This is a genomic window from Mesorhizobium sp. P2_C5_2, assembly GCF_056404535.1.
In genome coordinates, this window is record NZ_JBFUDV010000002.1 from 177,651 (window position 1) to 193,547 (window position 15,897).

The following is a 15,897-nucleotide window of genomic DNA, read 5'->3' on the forward strand; positions in this document are numbered from 1 at the left end:
ACGGGCAGGCCTGTTGATGGGGCAAGGCGAAGCTTGCACAACGCATTTCCTCTCCCCCATGAAAATGGGGGAGAGGTGGCTCGGCGAAGCCGAGACGGAGTGGGGGAATGGCGCGGCCTTTTGTGAGTTCAGAGGAACCCACCAGCGTCGCAGGCCCCCCACTCCGGCCGCTTCGCGGCCACCTCTCCCCCCGCTTTGCGGAGGGAGAGGAAAAGAGGCTAGTTCGCGACCCCATACACCAGGCTCACCCGTCCATCCGAAAGCGCCTCGGCCTTGCGCAGTTCCAGTCTGTGCCGGGCGTGCACCGTGCCAAACAGCGCCTTGCCGTCGCCGGCGAGCAGCGGATAGACGATCAGCCTCATTTCATCGACCAGCCCGGCCTCGATCAGGCTGGCGGTGATGAGGGCGCCGCCCATGAGGTAGATGTCCTTGCCGGGCTCCTGCTTCAGCGCCGCGATCTCGTCGAGGCTGCGCAGGAAGCGCGTCGAGGCCCAGGCTGCCGAAGTCATGGTGTTCGACAGCACATAGTGCGGGGTCTTGGCGGCAAAGCGCGCCCATTCGAGTTCGGCCGGGTCGACCAGCTTGCCGGTCATCGGCAGCGGCTGGTCCGGCTCGTTCTGCTGGATCGCGCTCCAGTAGCGCTCGTAGCCGGCATACATGACGCCGCCGAGCAGGCAGGCATCGATCTCAGGCATCAGGCCGTATTCCTCCGACCAGTTGTCGACCCAGTCGGCGAACCCCTCGGGCCCTTCCATCTTGCCGTCGATGGAGATCTTCATTCCAGTGATCAATTTGCGCATGACTTCCTCCTTCAGGCTTGCGGGATGCAAGCACGTTGCTTGGTTTCATCGGTGGTGAGTGCGAGCCTCCCGGGCGATTGCCGGCGGAGGCTGCGCGGTCGTTCAGGGATGGCCGGTTCGCCACCATCCCGTTGCATTGTCCCCGTGGCGTGGGGACGTGGCGGTCAGTGGTGGTCCATATCCATCTGGCCGGTCAGGCAAAGGACATCGCGATAGGCGCAGAGGTCATCGAGAAGCGGCTTTTCGTCGGCCAGTATTTTCGCCTTCTCCGTCTCGCCCACCATCTGGATCATGTAGCTCTGCTCGGCGTTCCCCTGCCTGTCGATGAACGGATTGAGAAGGCTGGAGGGATTGGCGAGGTCTGGAGCCGCTCCAATGTCCTCATTGGTGATGCCAGCGGCGTAGAACATCAGATGCGGCATCGGCATGGTGTGGACCTGCATGTCAGGCGGCCCGATCGTGCGCATGACGGGACCGACCATGTAGGACAGGCCTGCTCTGTCGGGGGTCTTGTAGGTCTTGTTGTCGTAGCGCTTCTGGATTTCGGCCTTCAGCGCGGCAGCGTCCATGCCCTCGGCGCGAAGCTTCGCCGCGTCCATGATGACCTTCAGGTAGGTGCCGGTGCCGGCGGCGTCGTAGCAGAGCGGAAAATAGATGTCGTTGCGGAAGTCGCCCAGTTCCCAGGCGGTGCGCTCGACAATACAGGTCAGGGCGCTCGTGCCCTGCCGGGCAAGCTGATAGCCCTTCGCGGGATCGAGCAGATAGACTGACGCCCTGTCGCGCAATGCCGGCGGCAAGGCGCTGAGCGCATAGCGGGTTTCAAGCTGGGCCGGCATCTGATCGATGGTCGTATCCGCCGCCTGGGCTGCCGACAGGCCGACAAAACCGGCGGCCATGGCCAAGGCGATTTTTCTGAATGCAAGCATTGTCTCTCTCCAAAGTTGGGACGTGTTTTTCCGGCCCTCGCGCCGCCATGCGGCGCAAGGTCAGGTGGAAGTGCCTAAGTGGTGTCAGGCTGGCAGGCGCTGGTCGTATTCCACCATGAGACGGCTCCAGCCGTCCCAGAACGGTTCCGGCTTTTCGCCCGCCACGCGGGCGGCCAGGATGTCGAGATGCATGTGCCAGCCGGCGGCATGCATCATGAGGCTCGAGCGGTCGGCTAGACGGCGGTGGACTAAAGTGAGCAGGACGTCGTCGCCGCGCTGCGCCAATTCGAATGTGACATTGCCGCTGCCGTTCCAGGAGATGGTGAGCTTGCTCGGTGGATCGCATTCGACGATCTGGTTGTGCATCCGCTGCTCGCCGCCACCGAAGCTGGCCGGCCTCTGACCGGGCGGGTCAGTCAGTTCGTCGTTGCGCCAGACCAGCTCGAAGGAAGAGCCTTCCTCCAGATCCATGTCGCCGGCCGCCAGCCACTGGCGACGCAGGTCGCTTTGCGTCAGATATTCCCAGACGCGCTCCCTGGTTCCCGGCAACAGCCGTTCGATCCTCAGGGTGGCCGGCTGGATCAGCTGGGCGTAGCCGTCGAAGCTGGTCATCTGGTTCATTGGTCGTCTCCTTCGGATGGTGTTGGCCTGGGTGATTCTGGCTGGGGTGATGGCTTGGACGGTTCCGGCTTGGCTGGATTTGCCGGTGCCGGCGTTGACTGCGTTGTCGACGTTTTGCGCTCCTCGCGCAAAAGCTGTTCGAGGACATCGAGGCGGCTGTTCCAGAAACGCGCGTATTGGCTGAGCCACTGATAGGCGGTGGCCAGAGGGCGGGCCTCGAGGCGGCAGACATGGGTGCGACCGCGCACTTCGCGACGGATCAGCCCGGCATGCTCCAGCGCCTTGATGTGCTTGGAGGCTGCGGCCAGCGACATGGCAAAGGGTTCGGCCAGCTGGCTCACCGTGCGCTCGCCGCCGGCGAGGCTGTGAAGCATATGCCGGCGCGTGGTGTCGCTAAGGGCGTGAAAAACCTGGTCCATCTGGGGTGTCTCTAATTCAACCATGTAGTTGAATATAGAGGCACGCTTTTGGATAGTCAACTGTTTGGTTGAATGTTTTTTGGGGAGAGCGCAAACACCCTACCTCCCCCTTGTGGGGAGGTCGGACCGCAGGTCCGGGTGGGGGTGCGTGGCGCCGGCCAAGCAGGATGTTTCCTCGCCCCATGAAATGGGGGAGAGGATCCCAAGACTAGCGGAGGTCGCGCCGACCCCCACCCCGATCCGCTTTGCGGATCGACCCTCCCCACAAGGGGGAGGGTGAAAGTCACCCCGCCATCGCCAGCGGCATCGGGCTCTTGTTGGGGATCTGGATGTCGATCTCCAGCGTCGACATGGTCTCGCCGCGGTCCATCGAGACCTGGAGATAATCCTGGTCGATCTGCACATGCTTGGCGATGACCGCCATGATCTCCTCGCGCAGGATGGAGACGAGGTCAGGCTGGCTGCGGTTGCGGCGCTCATAGGCGAGCAGCACTTGCAGCCGTTCGCGCGCCACCGGCGCGCTGGAGCGCCGCTTGAAGATGTCGAGCAGGCTCATGCCGCCCTCCTTCCCAGCAGACGGTCGAGAAAACCCTTGCGCTCGAAGGGCACAATGACCGGAAGCTGCTCTCCCTCGAGCCGCCGTGCGGCGTCGATGTAAGCCTTGGCGGCGGCGTTCAGTGGGTCCGACAGCGTCACCGGCGAACCGAGGTTGGAGGCGCGCAGCACATCCTGGCTTTCCGGAATGATGCCGAGCAGCGGCGTCGACAGGATTTCCAGCACGTCGTCGATCGACAGCATTTCGCCGCGTGCGGCGCGCGCCGCATCATAGCGCGTGACCAGCACATGCTTGGCGATCTGCTCGCCCTGTTCGGCGCGCAGAGTGCGGGCGTCGAGCAGGCCGATGATGCGGTCGGAATCGCGCACCGACGACACTTCCGGATTGGTGACGATGACCGCCTCATCGGCAAAGCGCATGGCAAGCTGGGCGCCGCGCTCGATGCCGGCCGGGCTGTCGCAGAAGACATAGTCGAACACCGAGCGCAGCTTGCCGATGACTTCGGCGACGCCCTCCTCGGTCAGCGCATCCTTGTCGCGCGTCTGCGAGGCCGGCAGCAGGAACAGCGTCTCGACCCGCTTGTCGCGGATGAGCGCCTGCGACAGCTTTGCCGAACCCTGGATGACGTTGACGAGGTCGAACACCACGCGCCGCTCGGCGCCCATGATCAGGTCGAGGTTGCGCAGGCCAACGTCGAAATCGACCAGCGCCACCTTCTTGCCGGTCTTGGCGACCGCCGCCCCCAGAGCCGCGGTCGAGGTCGTCTTGCCGACGCCCCCCTTGCCCGAGGTGACCACCACTACCTTGCCCATCAATAAAGCCTCCGTTGTTGTTCGTTATGTCGTTGGCCGGGCGCGAGCAGCGCCCGGCGCATTAGCTGAAAGGGGCGATGCGCAGCATGCCGTTGTCGAGAAATGCCTGCACAGGCTTGCCCCGAACTGACGGGTCCATCTCCTCGGCGGTGCAATACCAGCCATCGACCGACAGAAGTTCGGCCTCGTTGCGGCGACAGAAGACGCGGGCGGCGGTGTTGCCCTGCGCACCTGCCGAAGCGCGGCCGCGCAGGGTGCCGTAGACATGGATCGAGCCGGTGGCGACGATCTCGGAGCCGGAGGCGACGGAGCCCAGAACGATGACATCGCCATGCGGATGGAAGATGAGCTGCCCCGAACGGATCGGCGAGCGGATCATCAAGGTTCCGGCGTCCGGTGCGCCGGACTTGGCGTCCTGAGGCAGCGGCTTGGCATCGCCAGCCGACTTCACATCACCCGGCTTCAAATCGGCCTTCAAATCACGTGCTACCTTGAGATCAGCGGCAGGTTTGTCGCCTGACGCAGTAGCATCCTCTGCCCTGCCCGTCTTGCGGCTCGGCTGCAGCAGCCCGTCGGTGGTCGCCTCCTTGGCGCCGACCAGCACCGGCGGCAGATGCGCGCCAAGCTCGGCGCCGCCATCGAGCTCGATGGCATAGACGCGAATGCCGCGCTGGCCGAGCACGCCGACCAGCGCCTCGATGGCGACGACATCGGGCTTCAGCGTGTTCAGATCGAGCACCACCGGGCGCCCGGCAAAATAGCCCGGCGAGTTGCCGACCCAGCGATCCAGGCTCTCCAGCCACACATCCAAAGGCGCCTCCGGCGTCAGCGTGAAAGCGACGAAGGAGCGGGCGCGAAAGCGAATGGATTTGGCCTCGAGGGGAGCGGCAAAGGTCACGGCGGGCGATTCCTTACTGAGAGGTAAACGCTAGGCCGGGCATGGTTAATGAAAGGTTAATGAGCTGAATAACTGCTTAGCAGCTCGTATGAAATTGGATGGCTGGCTAGACGCCAGTTCCGGACGCCAACCGGCGACACCTTGTACGTCTTGATAGGGGCCGGAAGCGGACGGGCAGCTGTCGGTCTCGGAGTGTCGGAAGCGGACCCTTGAGGCTCTTTGAGTGCATCGACATCGTTTGACCCAAACCTGCCGTTCAGTGTCGAGGAGAACAAGCTGCCCCGTTGGTGTTAGATAATATTCGCTAGGGCGAGTAGAACTGTCGCAGACAGGAGATCCGGGATGGGCGTGCAGCAGGTTGAGCGTCGGCTTGCGGCGATTCTGGCGGCAGACGTCGTGGGATACAGCCGCCTTATGGGCGCCAACGAAGTCGGCACGCTGGCGGCATTGAAAGCGCATCGCAGCGAATTGGTCGATAGCAAGATCGCCGAGCACCAGGGGCGCATCGTTAAGCTCACTGGCGATGGCATGCTGGTCGAATTCCCGAGCGTGGTGAACGCGGTCGAATGCGCCTCAAAAATCCAGCGCGAGATGCGCGTGCGCAACGCCGATGTCCCGGAGGACCGTCGGATCGAATTTCGCATCGGGATCAATCTGGGCGACATCATCGCCGATGACAACGACATCTATGGCGACGGGGTCAACATCGCAGCGCGCATCGAGGGTATCGCCAAGCCAGGCGGCGTCTCTGTGTCAGCGGCGGTTCGCGACAATGTCGGCAACCGGCTCGATCTCACCTTTGAGGACACAGGCGAACGTACGCTCAAGAACATCGAGCGGCCTGTGCGCGTCTTCGACGTTTATCTCCGCTCACCGCTACCCCAACCCGGGATCGTGACGCAGGCTGCGGCAAGGCCCGCCGTTTCGGACAGGCCATCAATCGCTGTCCTGCCCTTCGCCAACATAAGCGGCGATCCGGAGCAGGAATATTTCTCGGACGGCATCACCGAAGATATCATTACCGACTTGTCCCAGATTTCAGGCTTGTTCGTGGTGAGCCGGAACTCGTCGTTCGTTTACAAGGGCAAGGCGGTGAAGATGCAGCAGGCCGCCATCGAGCTTGGCGTGAAGTTCCTGCTCGAAGGCAGTGTACGCAAGGCGGGCCAGCGGGTGCGCATCACCGGCCAGCTCATTGACGGCACCAGCGGCGGCCATTTGTGGGCCGCCCGCTACGACCGCGACTTGACCGACATCTTCGCCGTCCAGGACGAGATCACCCACATGATCGTCGACCAGCTCAAGGTCAGATTGCTGCCGGAGGAAAAGACGGCGATCGCCCGGACGCCGACCACAAACGTCCACGCCTATACCGACTATCTGAGGGGGCGTCAGCTACTCAGCTTGAGGACAAGGTCGTCTCTGACGTTGGGGCGCATGTTGTTCACCAGGGCGTTGGAACTGGATCCACTCTATGCGCGCGCTTACGCCGGCATGGCTTATTGCGAGTACTACCTGAAATTTACGCAGGGGGTCGTGATCTCGGTCGACACAATTCTCGCAACCGCCGGCAAGGCGCTGTCGATCGATCCCGATCTGGCGGAGGGGCATGCGGCCCGCGGCATGGCTTTGAACATTGCCGGCCGCTCAGGCGAGGCGATTTCCGCCTTCGAGAAGGCGCTCTCGCTGGACCCCAACAGCTATGAGGCAAATCTCTTTTACGGCGAGTTTTGCCATACCAAAGGCGCTTTTGACCTTGCCGCGCGGCATTTCGTTCGGGCCCTGGAGATCGAGCCGGACGATTACCGTTCGCCGATGCTTCTCACTGCTGTCTTGCGTTCCCTCGGACGCTACGACGAAGTGGAAAATTATGCGCGGCTCGGATTGAAAAGAGCGGAGGAAGCGTTGCAGCTGCATCCGGAAAGTTCCGATCCCATCCAACTAGGCGCGTGCGCACTTGCGGCGCTTGGCGAAGCCGATCGGGCGAAAGAATGGGTGGCGCGTGCCTTGGCGATTGATCCGGAGGACAATAGCGCCCGATACAACGCCGCAGTTGTCTACTCGGTGCTCGGCGATTCAGACCGAGCCATCGATATACTGGAGATATTGTTTCGGGAAGGCGACATCGACGCAAAAATCTGGTTCAAGCATGATTCCTATTTCGACCCAATCCGCAGCCATCCGCGCTATCAGAAGCTGCTTGAACTCGCCGGATAACACGCGCCGCGCGGTGGAGAAAGCCGGCCAGCTCTGGCTAACCTCAATGTCCGGACATGGCGGCAATCACGACCTCCAACGTGATCGCCGACTATGACCGCTTTGGGATCCGGCGATGGTCTGCTCAATGACCGACATGCGGCGCAAAGCTGTCAGAGAATGACGGCCTATGTCGCGACTTCCAAAGTAGATAAGTATCAACAAGGCTCTCTAAAGGATCGTAGTAGCCCCCCGATTAGGCCTTTCCCCGCCTCTTCCCCTTGATCCCCCTCGCCGCCTGCTCAACCGCCGCGCGGTCGGTGCCAAGCTTGTCGATCAGGTCCTGCGCCGCGTCGCCCGATATGCCGGTGCGTACGGCGAGTTCCTCGACCGTCAGCACGTCGGCGCTGGCGATCTCGCGCGGCAACGCGTCGTCGGCCGTCAGCGGCAGCGCCGCCTCGCGGTCGATCTCGGCCTCGGCCCGATGCCAGTGATGCTCGGGATCGCCGCCGCCTTCGCGCTGCCAGATCTGGTAGGCGCGCTTTTGGATCTTCTCGTGCCGTTCGTCACCCATCGTCGTTCCTCCTTGGTGTCAGGGAAGAACGCCGCGATGATGAGATTGATCCAAAAAAATTGCGTGATCGGGGGAGCGAGTGGCGCGAGGCTGGCGCTCTACGGCGCCCCCCTCTGCCCTGCCGGGCATCTCCCCCACTTGTGGGGAGATTAGCGGCTTCGGCGCCTCGCCAATCCTGTGACGTTGGAGATTGGCGAAAGCAGCGGCCACGGCCGATCTCCCTCCTTGTGGGGGAGATGTCCGGCAGGACAGAGGGGGGCGCCGTAGGGCGTGACAGCACCCGCCCCAGCCCTCAAACCGGCAGCGTCACCCGCATGTCATTCTCGGCCGCCAGCAATGCGGCCACCATGTGAAACAGCGTTACCAGGACAGCGGCCGGCGGAAACGCCCGTTGGTTAAGGGGAATGCCTTGTTACAGCCATCTCGTTTTGTTGCGCGGGAGCAACAGGCTCCGGATTTCGGAGAACCGCGCAGAATCCGGATCACTTCACGTTGACAGGCAAAGCTTGTCCATGCGCCAGTGCGTTAAGGGTTTGCTAACACTTGCCAGCGGGGAGAAGTTACATGTTCAGGATCAATCATTATATTTTGCTTGCGGTACTGTCGGGAACGGTTGGCGCCGTAACGCCCGGCGCCGCAGCACAGCCAGTCGAATACGTGAAAGTCTGTTCGTCATACGGCGCGCAATACTACTACAGCCCTGGTACGGATACCTGCATTAACGCCGACACTGGGGTGACCAAGAAGCAAACCGAGGACGGCGTGGTGACGTCCAAGACCGCGCTGGCGCAGAGCCTCGAAGACATCGACAACCGTGTCGCCCGCGCCTTCGAAAATTCCTCGATCGCCGCGGCGTTGACCAGCCCTGACCTGGTCGCCGGCGAGCATTTTGGCGTGCGCGTCAACTGGGGTAACGCCGGCATGTCTAATGCGATGGGCCTCACGGGTGCAGCAGTTCTTGGCGAGGGTCTTTTTGCGGGCGGCGGTGGCCGGCTGACAGGAACGGCCGGCGTCGCATTCTCTGGTCACAGCGTTGGCGGAAATGCAGGCTTGCAGCTCACCTGGTAGGTGATTTTGCCGGCGTCGCGAAGATCGTGGCCGGCACCAGGGGTTGGCGCCGCGACGGCGGAGGATGGTTCCACCCCTCCGCCTCGGCTGGCACTGCCTCAAACCGGCAACCGCACATCCACCGAAAACTGGTTCTCCACCGCCAGCAGCGCCTTGACCATCTCCCTGTCATGCTGGCGCTGCTGCAGATAGCAAGCCACCAACCAGTCCAGCGAGAAGGCACCGGCGCCGGCGATTGCCAACACGAACATACCGCCTGATATGGCCAGATCCTTTTCGAAATGCAGCAGTTCGTTCTGGCTGGCGAGGTTGGTGTGGAACAGAGTGGCCGTCGCCAGGCAGAACAGGCCAAGGCCAATGGCGCCGAGGCGGGTGAACAAGCCGGAGGCTATGGAGAGCCCGGCGCCCAGCTGCAGCGCGAGCGTGGCGACGAACAGCGGCAGGCCGATGCCTTGCGCTGCCATCGCCTTGGCGGCGGCGTCGAAATGGGTGGCCAGCGTCAGTCCTTCGTGCAGGAAGAGCACGGATAAGAGCAGGCGGCCGGCCAGCAGGGTTGTGTCCTTGAGGTGGTATTTCTTGGCGAGCGTGTGCAGCTTCGCGGTTTGGTCGGTGAGTAGCATGGTCTGGCTCCGGATTTTGGGTGCAGGCAGGCGCCGCGCGCGCGGTTGGGCGCGCAGGAACTGAGCTGGAAGTGGGTGATGTCCGAGGCGCCGGAGCCGGCCTGAGGGAAGCGTGCCGACTCCGGCTTTTGGACGCCGGCTACGGGCGCCCAAAGTGTGTTGGGTTGGGGTTGGGGTCGGCGCCGAGGCCCCCCACTCCGTCTCGGCTTCGCCGAGCCACCTCTCCCCCCGCTCCGCGGAGGGAGAGGAAAATGGCGTCTGGCTTTACTGCGTAACCTTGGTGTCGATGGCCTTCTGCAGGTCTTCGAGTTCCTCGCAGCCGGCGGGGCACAGCTTTTGCAGCGAGGCCAGCTGCTCGTTGGCCTTGGCCATGTCGCCGGTCTCGACATAGAGCTCGCCCAGATATTCGCGGGCGGCCTTGTGGTCGGGTTTCAGCTCCAGCGCCTTGTTGTAGTAGGTCAGCGCGGTGGTGAAATCGCCGGTTTTGCGCAGCGTGAAGCCGAGCAGATTGTAGACGTCGGCCTGCTGGTTATCCTGCGCGAGATCACGCAAATCGGCCAGCGCGCCCTTGTAGTCCTTGACCGCGATCTTGGCCTGGACGGCGGTGAGGTCGGGCGCGTCAGCGCCTTCGATGTCGTCGACAGCATAGGCCGGCATGATGGTGGCCACGGGAACCACGGTCAGCACGGCAATGGCGCCGAGCAGGCCGAACAGGGCATGCTTGCCCAGATAAGATTGTTTCATTGTCTTTCTCGCTTGGCTGGGAGCTCGCGCTCAAATCTGAACAGGCGTGAAACCGTAGGCATTGCCGTCCTTGACGAAGACGCCGGTGCCTGGGAACGGGAAGTGCGAACCGGAAATGCGGATGTTGTCGGCGATCACCCGGTCGATGATCTTGTGGCGCGTGGCGATCGCCGTCGGCCCGTCCTGATCGTAGCTGCCCTGCCACTCCGGATGCGGCGCCAGAAGGGCCGGCACATACATGGTGTCGGCCGAGATCATCAGCTGTTCCTTGCCGGAGTTGGCGAGGTAGACCGAATGTCCCGGCGTGTGGCCGGGCGCGGCAATGATCTGGATGCCGGGCACGACCTCGGCGCCGTCATTGACCAGCTTCCAGTTCTTCCATTTCGGGAAATTCTCGGCGATGCGCTTGCCCGCCGGCTTGCGGCCCTCGGGCAGCTTGGCCAGCCGGCTCGGGTCGGTCCACCAGTTGTATTCGGTGGCGTTGACGATCAGCTCGGCATTGGGGAACACCGGCGCGTTGGTGCCCTTCTCCATCAGGCCCCAGACATGGTCGGGGTGGAAATGCGAGATCATGATGGTGTCGATCGCCTTGTAGTCGATGCCCGCGGCTGCCATGTTGGCCGGTAGATGTGTGGCGTTGGTCTGCCACTGGCCGACGCCCGAGCCGGCATCCATCATGATGAGCTTGCCGTTCATCTTGAGCACGACGACGGTGAGCGGGATGGGCATGAATTCGGTGGTCAGCCCAGCCTTGGCGAGCGCCGCCTTGGTGTCGTCGACCGAGACATCCTTGATGAAGGCCGGATCGTGGGGCTTGCGCCAAATGCCGTCATAGATGGCGGTGACCTCGATATCGCCGACCTTGTATTTGTAGAAGCCGACCGATGGCTCGACCGGCGTTTCGGCGAAGGCCGGGCGACTGAATTCAAGCTTACCTGCGAGGCCGAAGGCGGTCGCGGCGAGCGTGGTTCCAAGCAGTGTGCGACGTGTCATGCTGAACATGGTGATTTCCTCTTGTGAGTGGTGTCTGAAGTCGCGGAAGAGATGACGATGAGCGCTGGCTCTCCGTCCTGATGAGGCGGGCGCCGCCGGATCCGGCGCCGGCGCCCGTGAACTCAGCGGCCCCAGATGCCGTCGCGGTTATGCTGGTCAATGATGTCCTGCACCGAGCCCTGCTTCGGCCCGGTCGTCACCTTGGTGTCGACGCCGTCCTGCTGCGCTGTGTAGGGAATTGAGGCCGTCGCATTGGTGTCGACGGCAGGCTGGTTGGTGTTGTTGCCGAAATGGTCGCTGCCGGCAAAGGCAGCGCTCGAGGCAAGCAGCATCGCTGCCACGCTGAAAGCGAGCTTGGTCATGTCCGAAGATCCTTGTTTCGTTTCTTTGGGTCGCGGGCCGGAATGGCCCCGCTGATAACAAGACCCGGACGGGCCGCGCTTTATTCCCAGGTGTGGTGAGATTTTTTTGGAAGGGCAGAAATCAGGGGGAGCGGTCGAGCAGACGTCGGGCCAGATCAGACGCGCTTACGCGCTTCAATTGGATAGTGCTTGTCCTCATAGGCCTCGATCAGGGTTGCGAGAACGTCGAAGCGGTCACCGTCGGCAGAGCCCACCTCGAGCTCGTTCTCAAAATACTTGGTGATCTCGGCAATCGCCCACTCGTACTCGGCCTCGGTTTTAATGGGTCGAATGTTTTCCATCACACCTTCTCCGGATCGATCCGGTGGTCATCCTTGTGCGTCCCGGCAGTTGGTTTCGTCAAGCCGCCGGAGCGTAAGCGCTATTCCGCCGCCTCGGCATAGTGCTGAGGGACATAGTTGAGGATCGGGCCGAGCCAGCGCTCGACGTCGGCCAGCGGCATGTCCTTGCGGCGCGCATAGTCCTCGACCTGGTCGCGTTCGACCTTGGCAACACCGAAATAATAGCTTTCGGGATGTGCGAGATAGATGCCGGAGACCGACGAGCCCGGCCACATCGCGTAGCTCTCCGTCAGGCTGACGCCGGCATTACCCTCGCCATCAAGCAACCGGAACAAAGTCGCCTTTTCGGTATGGTCGGGCTGCGCGGGATAGCCGGGTGCGGGGCGGATGCCGCGATAGGGTTCGCCGATCAACTCATCCGGCGCCAGCTTCTCATCGGCGGCATAGCCCCAGAAGTCCGTGCGCACCTTCTCGTGCATGCGCTCGGCAAAAGCTTCGGCGAAACGATCGGCCAGCGCCTTGACCATGATCGAGGAATAGTCGTCATTGGCGCGCTCGAAGCGCTCGGCGATCGCCACTTCCTCGATCCCTGCGGTGACGATGAAGCCGCCGATGTAATCGGGCTTGCCGATGTCGGCCGGTGCCACGAAATCCGACAGCGCGACATTGGCCTTGCCGTCGCGCTTGGTCAGTTGCTGGCGCAGCGTGAAGAAGGTCGCCAGCTCCTGTGAACGCCCCTCATCCGTGAACAGCCTGATGTCGTCACCGACGGCATTGGCCGGCCAGAAGCCGATAACGCCGCGCGGCGCGAACCATTTCTCGTCGATGATTTTTTTCAGCATCGCCTGCGCATCCTCGAACAGCTGGCGCGCGGCCGGTCCTTGCGCCTCGTCCTCGAGGATCTTGGGATAACGCCCCTTCAGCTCCCAGGTCTGGAAGAACGGCGTCCAGTCGATGTAGCGCGCTAGCTCCGTCAGGTCCCAGTTCTCGAACACTTTCACGCCGGTGAAGGACGGCTTCGGTGGCTGGTACGTCGACCAGTCGATCTTGTGCGCATTGGCCCTCGCTCTGGCCAGCGGCAGCCGCTGCTTGTCGGCTTCCGAGCGGGCATGCGCGTCGGCGACCTTCTTGTACTCGGCCCGCACCGTGTCGACATAATCGGCCTTGCCGTCGTTGGACAGCAGCGCCGAGACCACACCGACGGCGCGGCTGGCGTCGGTGACATAGATTGTCTGCCCCTTGGCGTAGCGCGGGTGGATTTTCACCGCCGTGTGCACGCGGCTGGTGGTGGCGCCGCCAATCAGCAGCGGAATGTCGAAACCCTCGCGCTCCATCTCGGCGGCCATGTGCACCATCTCGTCGAGCGACGGCGTGATCAGGCCGGACAGGCCGATGATGTCGACCTTTTGCTCGCGCGCCGTCTGCAGGATCTTTGCCGCCGGCACCATGACGCCGAGATCGATGATCTCGTAATTGTTGCAGGCCAGCACGACGCCGACGATGTTCTTGCCGATATCGTGGACATCGCCCTTCACCGTCGCCATCAGGATCTTTCCGGCGGTCTGGCGCTCGCCGTTGTCAATGCCATTGGCGGCGTTGGCCAGTTTTTCGGCCTCCATGTGTGGCAACAATCCTGCGACGGCCTGCTTCATCACCCGCGCCGATTTCACCACTTGCGGCAGGAACATTTTTCCCGCGCCGAACAGGTCGCCGACGACATTCATGCCGGCCATCAATGGGCCTTCGATGACATGCAGCGGACGCTCCGCAGCCAGCCGCGCTTCCTCAGTATCGGCGTCGATGAATTCGGTGATGCCGTTGACCAGCGCATGCGAAATCCGCTGCTCAACCGGCAGCTCGCGCCAGGCGAGATCGCGCTCCTTGCCTTCCTTGCCGGCCGTGCCCTTGAAGCGCTCGGCGATCTCCAGCATGCGCTCGGTGGCCGTGCCGCCGGCCCTGGGCGGGCGGTTGAGCACGACATCCTCGCAGGCCTCGCGCAGCTCCGGCTCGATCGTGTCGTAGACGGCGAGCTGGCCGGCATTGACGATGCCCATGTCCATGCCGCGCTGGATGGCGTGGTAGAGGAACACCGCGTGCATGGCCTCGCGCACCGGCTCGTTGCCCCTGAACGAGAAGGACAGGTTCGACACGCCGCCCGAGATATGGACATGCGGCAAGGTGCCGGTGATCTCGCCGGCGGCTTCGATGAAGTCGACGCCGTAATTGTCGTGCTCCTCGATGCCGGTGGCGACCGCGAAGACATTGGGGTCGAAGACGATATCTTCGGGCGGGAAGCCGGCCTGTTCGGTAAGCAGTTTGTAGGCGCGGGTGCAGATCTCCACCTTGCGCGCCTTCGTGTCGGCTTGGCCGGCTTCGTCGAAGGCCATGACGACGACAGCCGCGCCATAGGCGCGCACCAGCCTGGCATGATGCAGGAACGCTTCCTCGCCTTCCTTCATCGAGATGGAGTTGACCAGCGGCTTGCCTTGCACGCATTTCAGCCCGGCCTCAATGATCTCCCATTTCGAGGAGTCGACCATCACCGGGACACGGGCAATGTCCGGCTCGGCGGCGATCAGGTTGAGATACTCGACCATCGCCTTTTTCGAATCGATCAGGCCTTCATCCATGTTGATGTCGATGATCTGCGCGCCATTGGCGACCTGATCGCGCGCCACGTCGAGCGCGGGAACATAGTCGCCCGCCGTGATCAGTTTTCGGAACTTGGCGGAGCCGGTGACGTTGGTGCGTTCGCCGACATTGACGAAGGGAATCTCGTCGGTCAGCGTGAACGGCTCCAGCCCGGACAGGCGCATCTTGCGCTCGATCTCGGGGATGGCGCGCGGCGGATATTTTTTCACCGCTTCGGCGATGGCCCGGATATGATCCGGCGTCGAGCCGCAGCAGCCGCCGACAACATTGACCAGCCCTTCCCGCGCAAAATCCTCGATCTGCGCGGCCATGAATTCGGGGCTCTCGTCATAGCGGCCGAATTCATTGGGCAGGCCGGCATTCGGATAGGCGCAGACGAAGGTATCGGCGGCGCCCGATATCTCGGCCAGGTGGGCGCGCATGGCGTTGGCGCCGAGCGCGCAGTTGAGGCCGATGGTGAAGGGGCTGGCATGACGCACCGAATGCCAGAAGGCGGTCGGCGTCTGACCCGACAAAGTGCGGCCGGAGAGATCGGTGATGGTGCCGGAAATCATCACCGGCAGATGCACGCCCTTCTCGAGAAAAATCTCGTTGCAGGCGAAGATCGCCGCCTTGGCGTTGAGCGTGTCGAAGATGGTTTCGATCAGAATGATGTCGGCGCCGCCATCGATCAGGCCGCGCAGCTGCTCGCCGTAGGCCAGGCGCAGATCGTCGAAGGTGACGGCGCGATAGCCGGGATTGTTGACGTCGGGCGACATCGAGGCGGTGCGATTGGTCGGTCCGAGCGCTCCGGCGACGAAACGGCGCTTGCCGTCTTCCTGTTCGGCGCGAATGGCGGCGCGCCGCACCAGCCGCGCGCCGTCCCGATTCAGCGCATAGACCGCATCCTCCATGCCGTAATCGGCCTGGGCGATGGAGGTCGAGGAGAAGGTGTTGGTTTCGAGGATGTCGGCGCCGGCTATGGCGTATTGATAGTGGATTTCCTCGATCGCCTTTGGCTGGGTCAGGATCAGGAGGTCGTTGTTGCCTTGCTGGTGGCAGGCGCAGCCGGCGAAGGCCTCGCCACGAAAATGCTCTTCGTCGAAACCCAGGCCCTGGATCTGCGTGCCCATGGCGCCGTCGAGGATCAGAATGCGCTCGCGCGCCGCCGCGGTGAGCGCCGCAAGCACTTCGGAACCGTCGGGCTTTGCCGCGACGGGGCCGAACAACGCGTCCAGCGATGCAGAATTCTGCGACATTTTTTATCCTTAGGGCGACAACCCTCACATAAGGATATCTTTATGTCAATATACGGATGCTCCAAGCATGTCACGACCGC

16 protein-coding genes are annotated in these 15,897 nt (G+C 62.8%); 2 read left to right on the forward strand and 14 right to left on the reverse strand.

Features of this window, described 5'->3' with window-relative positions:
• Nucleotides 1-218: 218 nt before the first annotated feature.
• From AC1D1B_RS07725 to minC, 7 genes are all read right to left on the reverse strand, one after another.
• The gene (locus AC1D1B_RS07725) at nt 219-800 is read right to left on the reverse strand and encodes a dihydrofolate reductase family protein (protein ID WP_477330862.1); all 582 of its coding nucleotides are present in this window, start codon (nt 798-800) and stop codon (nt 219-221) included.
• Nucleotides 801-964: 164 nt separating this feature from the next.
• Nucleotides 965-1,726: a hypothetical protein gene (locus AC1D1B_RS07730; protein WP_477330863.1), complete on the reverse strand. Its 762-nt coding sequence runs from the start codon at nt 1,724-1,726 to the stop codon at nt 965-967.
• An 84-nt stretch (nt 1,727-1,810) separates the two neighbouring features.
• Entirely contained in the window at nt 1,811-2,347 is a 537-nt protein-coding gene (locus tag AC1D1B_RS07735) for an SRPBCC family protein (RefSeq protein WP_477330865.1), read from the reverse strand.
• On the reverse strand, nt 2,344-2,790 hold the full coding sequence (locus AC1D1B_RS07740) for an ArsR/SmtB family transcription factor (RefSeq protein WP_477332089.1): 447 nt from the start codon (nt 2,788-2,790) through the stop codon (nt 2,344-2,346). The genes AC1D1B_RS07735 and AC1D1B_RS07740 overlap by 4 nt, the downstream gene beginning before the upstream one ends.
• Before the next feature lie 259 nt (nt 2,791-3,049).
• Nucleotides 3,050-3,322, reverse strand: coding sequence for a cell division topological specificity factor MinE (minE, locus tag AC1D1B_RS07745; RefSeq protein WP_477330867.1), 273 nt, complete (start codon nt 3,320-3,322; stop codon nt 3,050-3,052).
• Nucleotides 3,319-4,134 carry a septum site-determining protein MinD gene (gene minD / locus AC1D1B_RS07750; RefSeq protein ID WP_477330869.1) on the reverse strand — a complete coding sequence of 272 codons (816 nt, stop codon included), beginning with the start codon at nt 4,132-4,134 and terminating at the stop codon, nt 3,319-3,321. Before minD ends, minE begins: the two co-directional genes overlap by 4 nt.
• A gap of 61 nt (nt 4,135-4,195) precedes the next feature.
• Complete coding sequence (gene minC, locus AC1D1B_RS07755; protein ID WP_477330871.1) at nt 4,196-5,032, reverse strand: septum site-determining protein MinC; 837 nt, start codon at nt 5,030-5,032, stop codon at nt 4,196-4,198.
• 342 nt (nt 5,033-5,374) lie between these two features.
• Here minC and AC1D1B_RS07760 point away from each other — a divergent pair, with 342 nt between their 5' ends.
• Nucleotides 5,375-7,246 carry a TPR end-of-group domain-containing protein gene (locus AC1D1B_RS07760; protein ID WP_477330873.1) on the forward strand — a complete coding sequence of 624 codons (1,872 nt, stop codon included), beginning with the start codon at nt 5,375-5,377 and terminating at the stop codon, nt 7,244-7,246.
• A 235-nt stretch (nt 7,247-7,481) separates the two neighbouring features.
• On the opposite strand, the gene AC1D1B_RS07765 is transcribed toward AC1D1B_RS07760, so the two are convergent.
• Nucleotides 7,482-7,799: a DUF2934 domain-containing protein gene (locus tag AC1D1B_RS07765; protein WP_477330875.1), complete on the reverse strand. Its 318-nt coding sequence runs from the start codon at nt 7,797-7,799 to the stop codon at nt 7,482-7,484.
• Nucleotides 7,800-8,363: 564 nt separating this feature from the next.
• On the opposite strand from AC1D1B_RS07765, the gene AC1D1B_RS07770 reads away from it, so the two are divergent.
• Nucleotides 8,364-8,867, forward strand: coding sequence for a porin (locus AC1D1B_RS07770; RefSeq protein WP_477264329.1), 504 nt, complete (start codon nt 8,364-8,366; stop codon nt 8,865-8,867).
• Nucleotides 8,868-8,965: 98 nt separating this feature from the next.
• Here the strand turns inward: AC1D1B_RS07770 and AC1D1B_RS07775 are convergent, their stop codons facing one another.
• From AC1D1B_RS07775 to metH, 6 genes are all read right to left on the reverse strand, one after another.
• Entirely contained in the window at nt 8,966-9,487 is a 522-nt protein-coding gene (locus tag AC1D1B_RS07775; protein WP_477330877.1) for a DoxX family protein, read from the reverse strand.
• A gap of 264 nt (nt 9,488-9,751) precedes the next feature.
• On the reverse strand, nt 9,752-10,231 hold the full coding sequence (locus AC1D1B_RS07780; RefSeq protein WP_477330879.1) for a tetratricopeptide repeat protein: 480 nt from the start codon (nt 10,229-10,231) through the stop codon (nt 9,752-9,754).
• A 30-nt stretch (nt 10,232-10,261) separates the two neighbouring features.
• Nucleotides 10,262-11,233 (reverse strand): MBL fold metallo-hydrolase, encoded by a 972-nt coding sequence (locus AC1D1B_RS07785; protein WP_477330881.1) that lies wholly within the window; start codon nt 11,231-11,233, stop codon nt 10,262-10,264.
• Between the two features lie 113 nt (nt 11,234-11,346).
• Entirely contained in the window at nt 11,347-11,586 is a 240-nt protein-coding gene (locus tag AC1D1B_RS07790) for a DUF680 domain-containing protein (protein ID WP_477330882.1), read from the reverse strand.
• A gap of 155 nt (nt 11,587-11,741) precedes the next feature.
• Nucleotides 11,742-11,927 (reverse strand): helix-turn-helix domain-containing protein, encoded by a 186-nt coding sequence (locus AC1D1B_RS07795; RefSeq protein ID WP_477330884.1) that lies wholly within the window; start codon nt 11,925-11,927, stop codon nt 11,742-11,744.
• An 80-nt stretch (nt 11,928-12,007) separates the two neighbouring features.
• A complete protein-coding gene (gene metH / locus AC1D1B_RS07800; protein ID WP_477330886.1) occupies nt 12,008-15,817 on the reverse strand; it encodes a methionine synthase in 3,810 nt (1,269 codons plus the stop codon).
• Between the last annotated feature and the right edge of the window lie 80 nt (nt 15,818-15,897).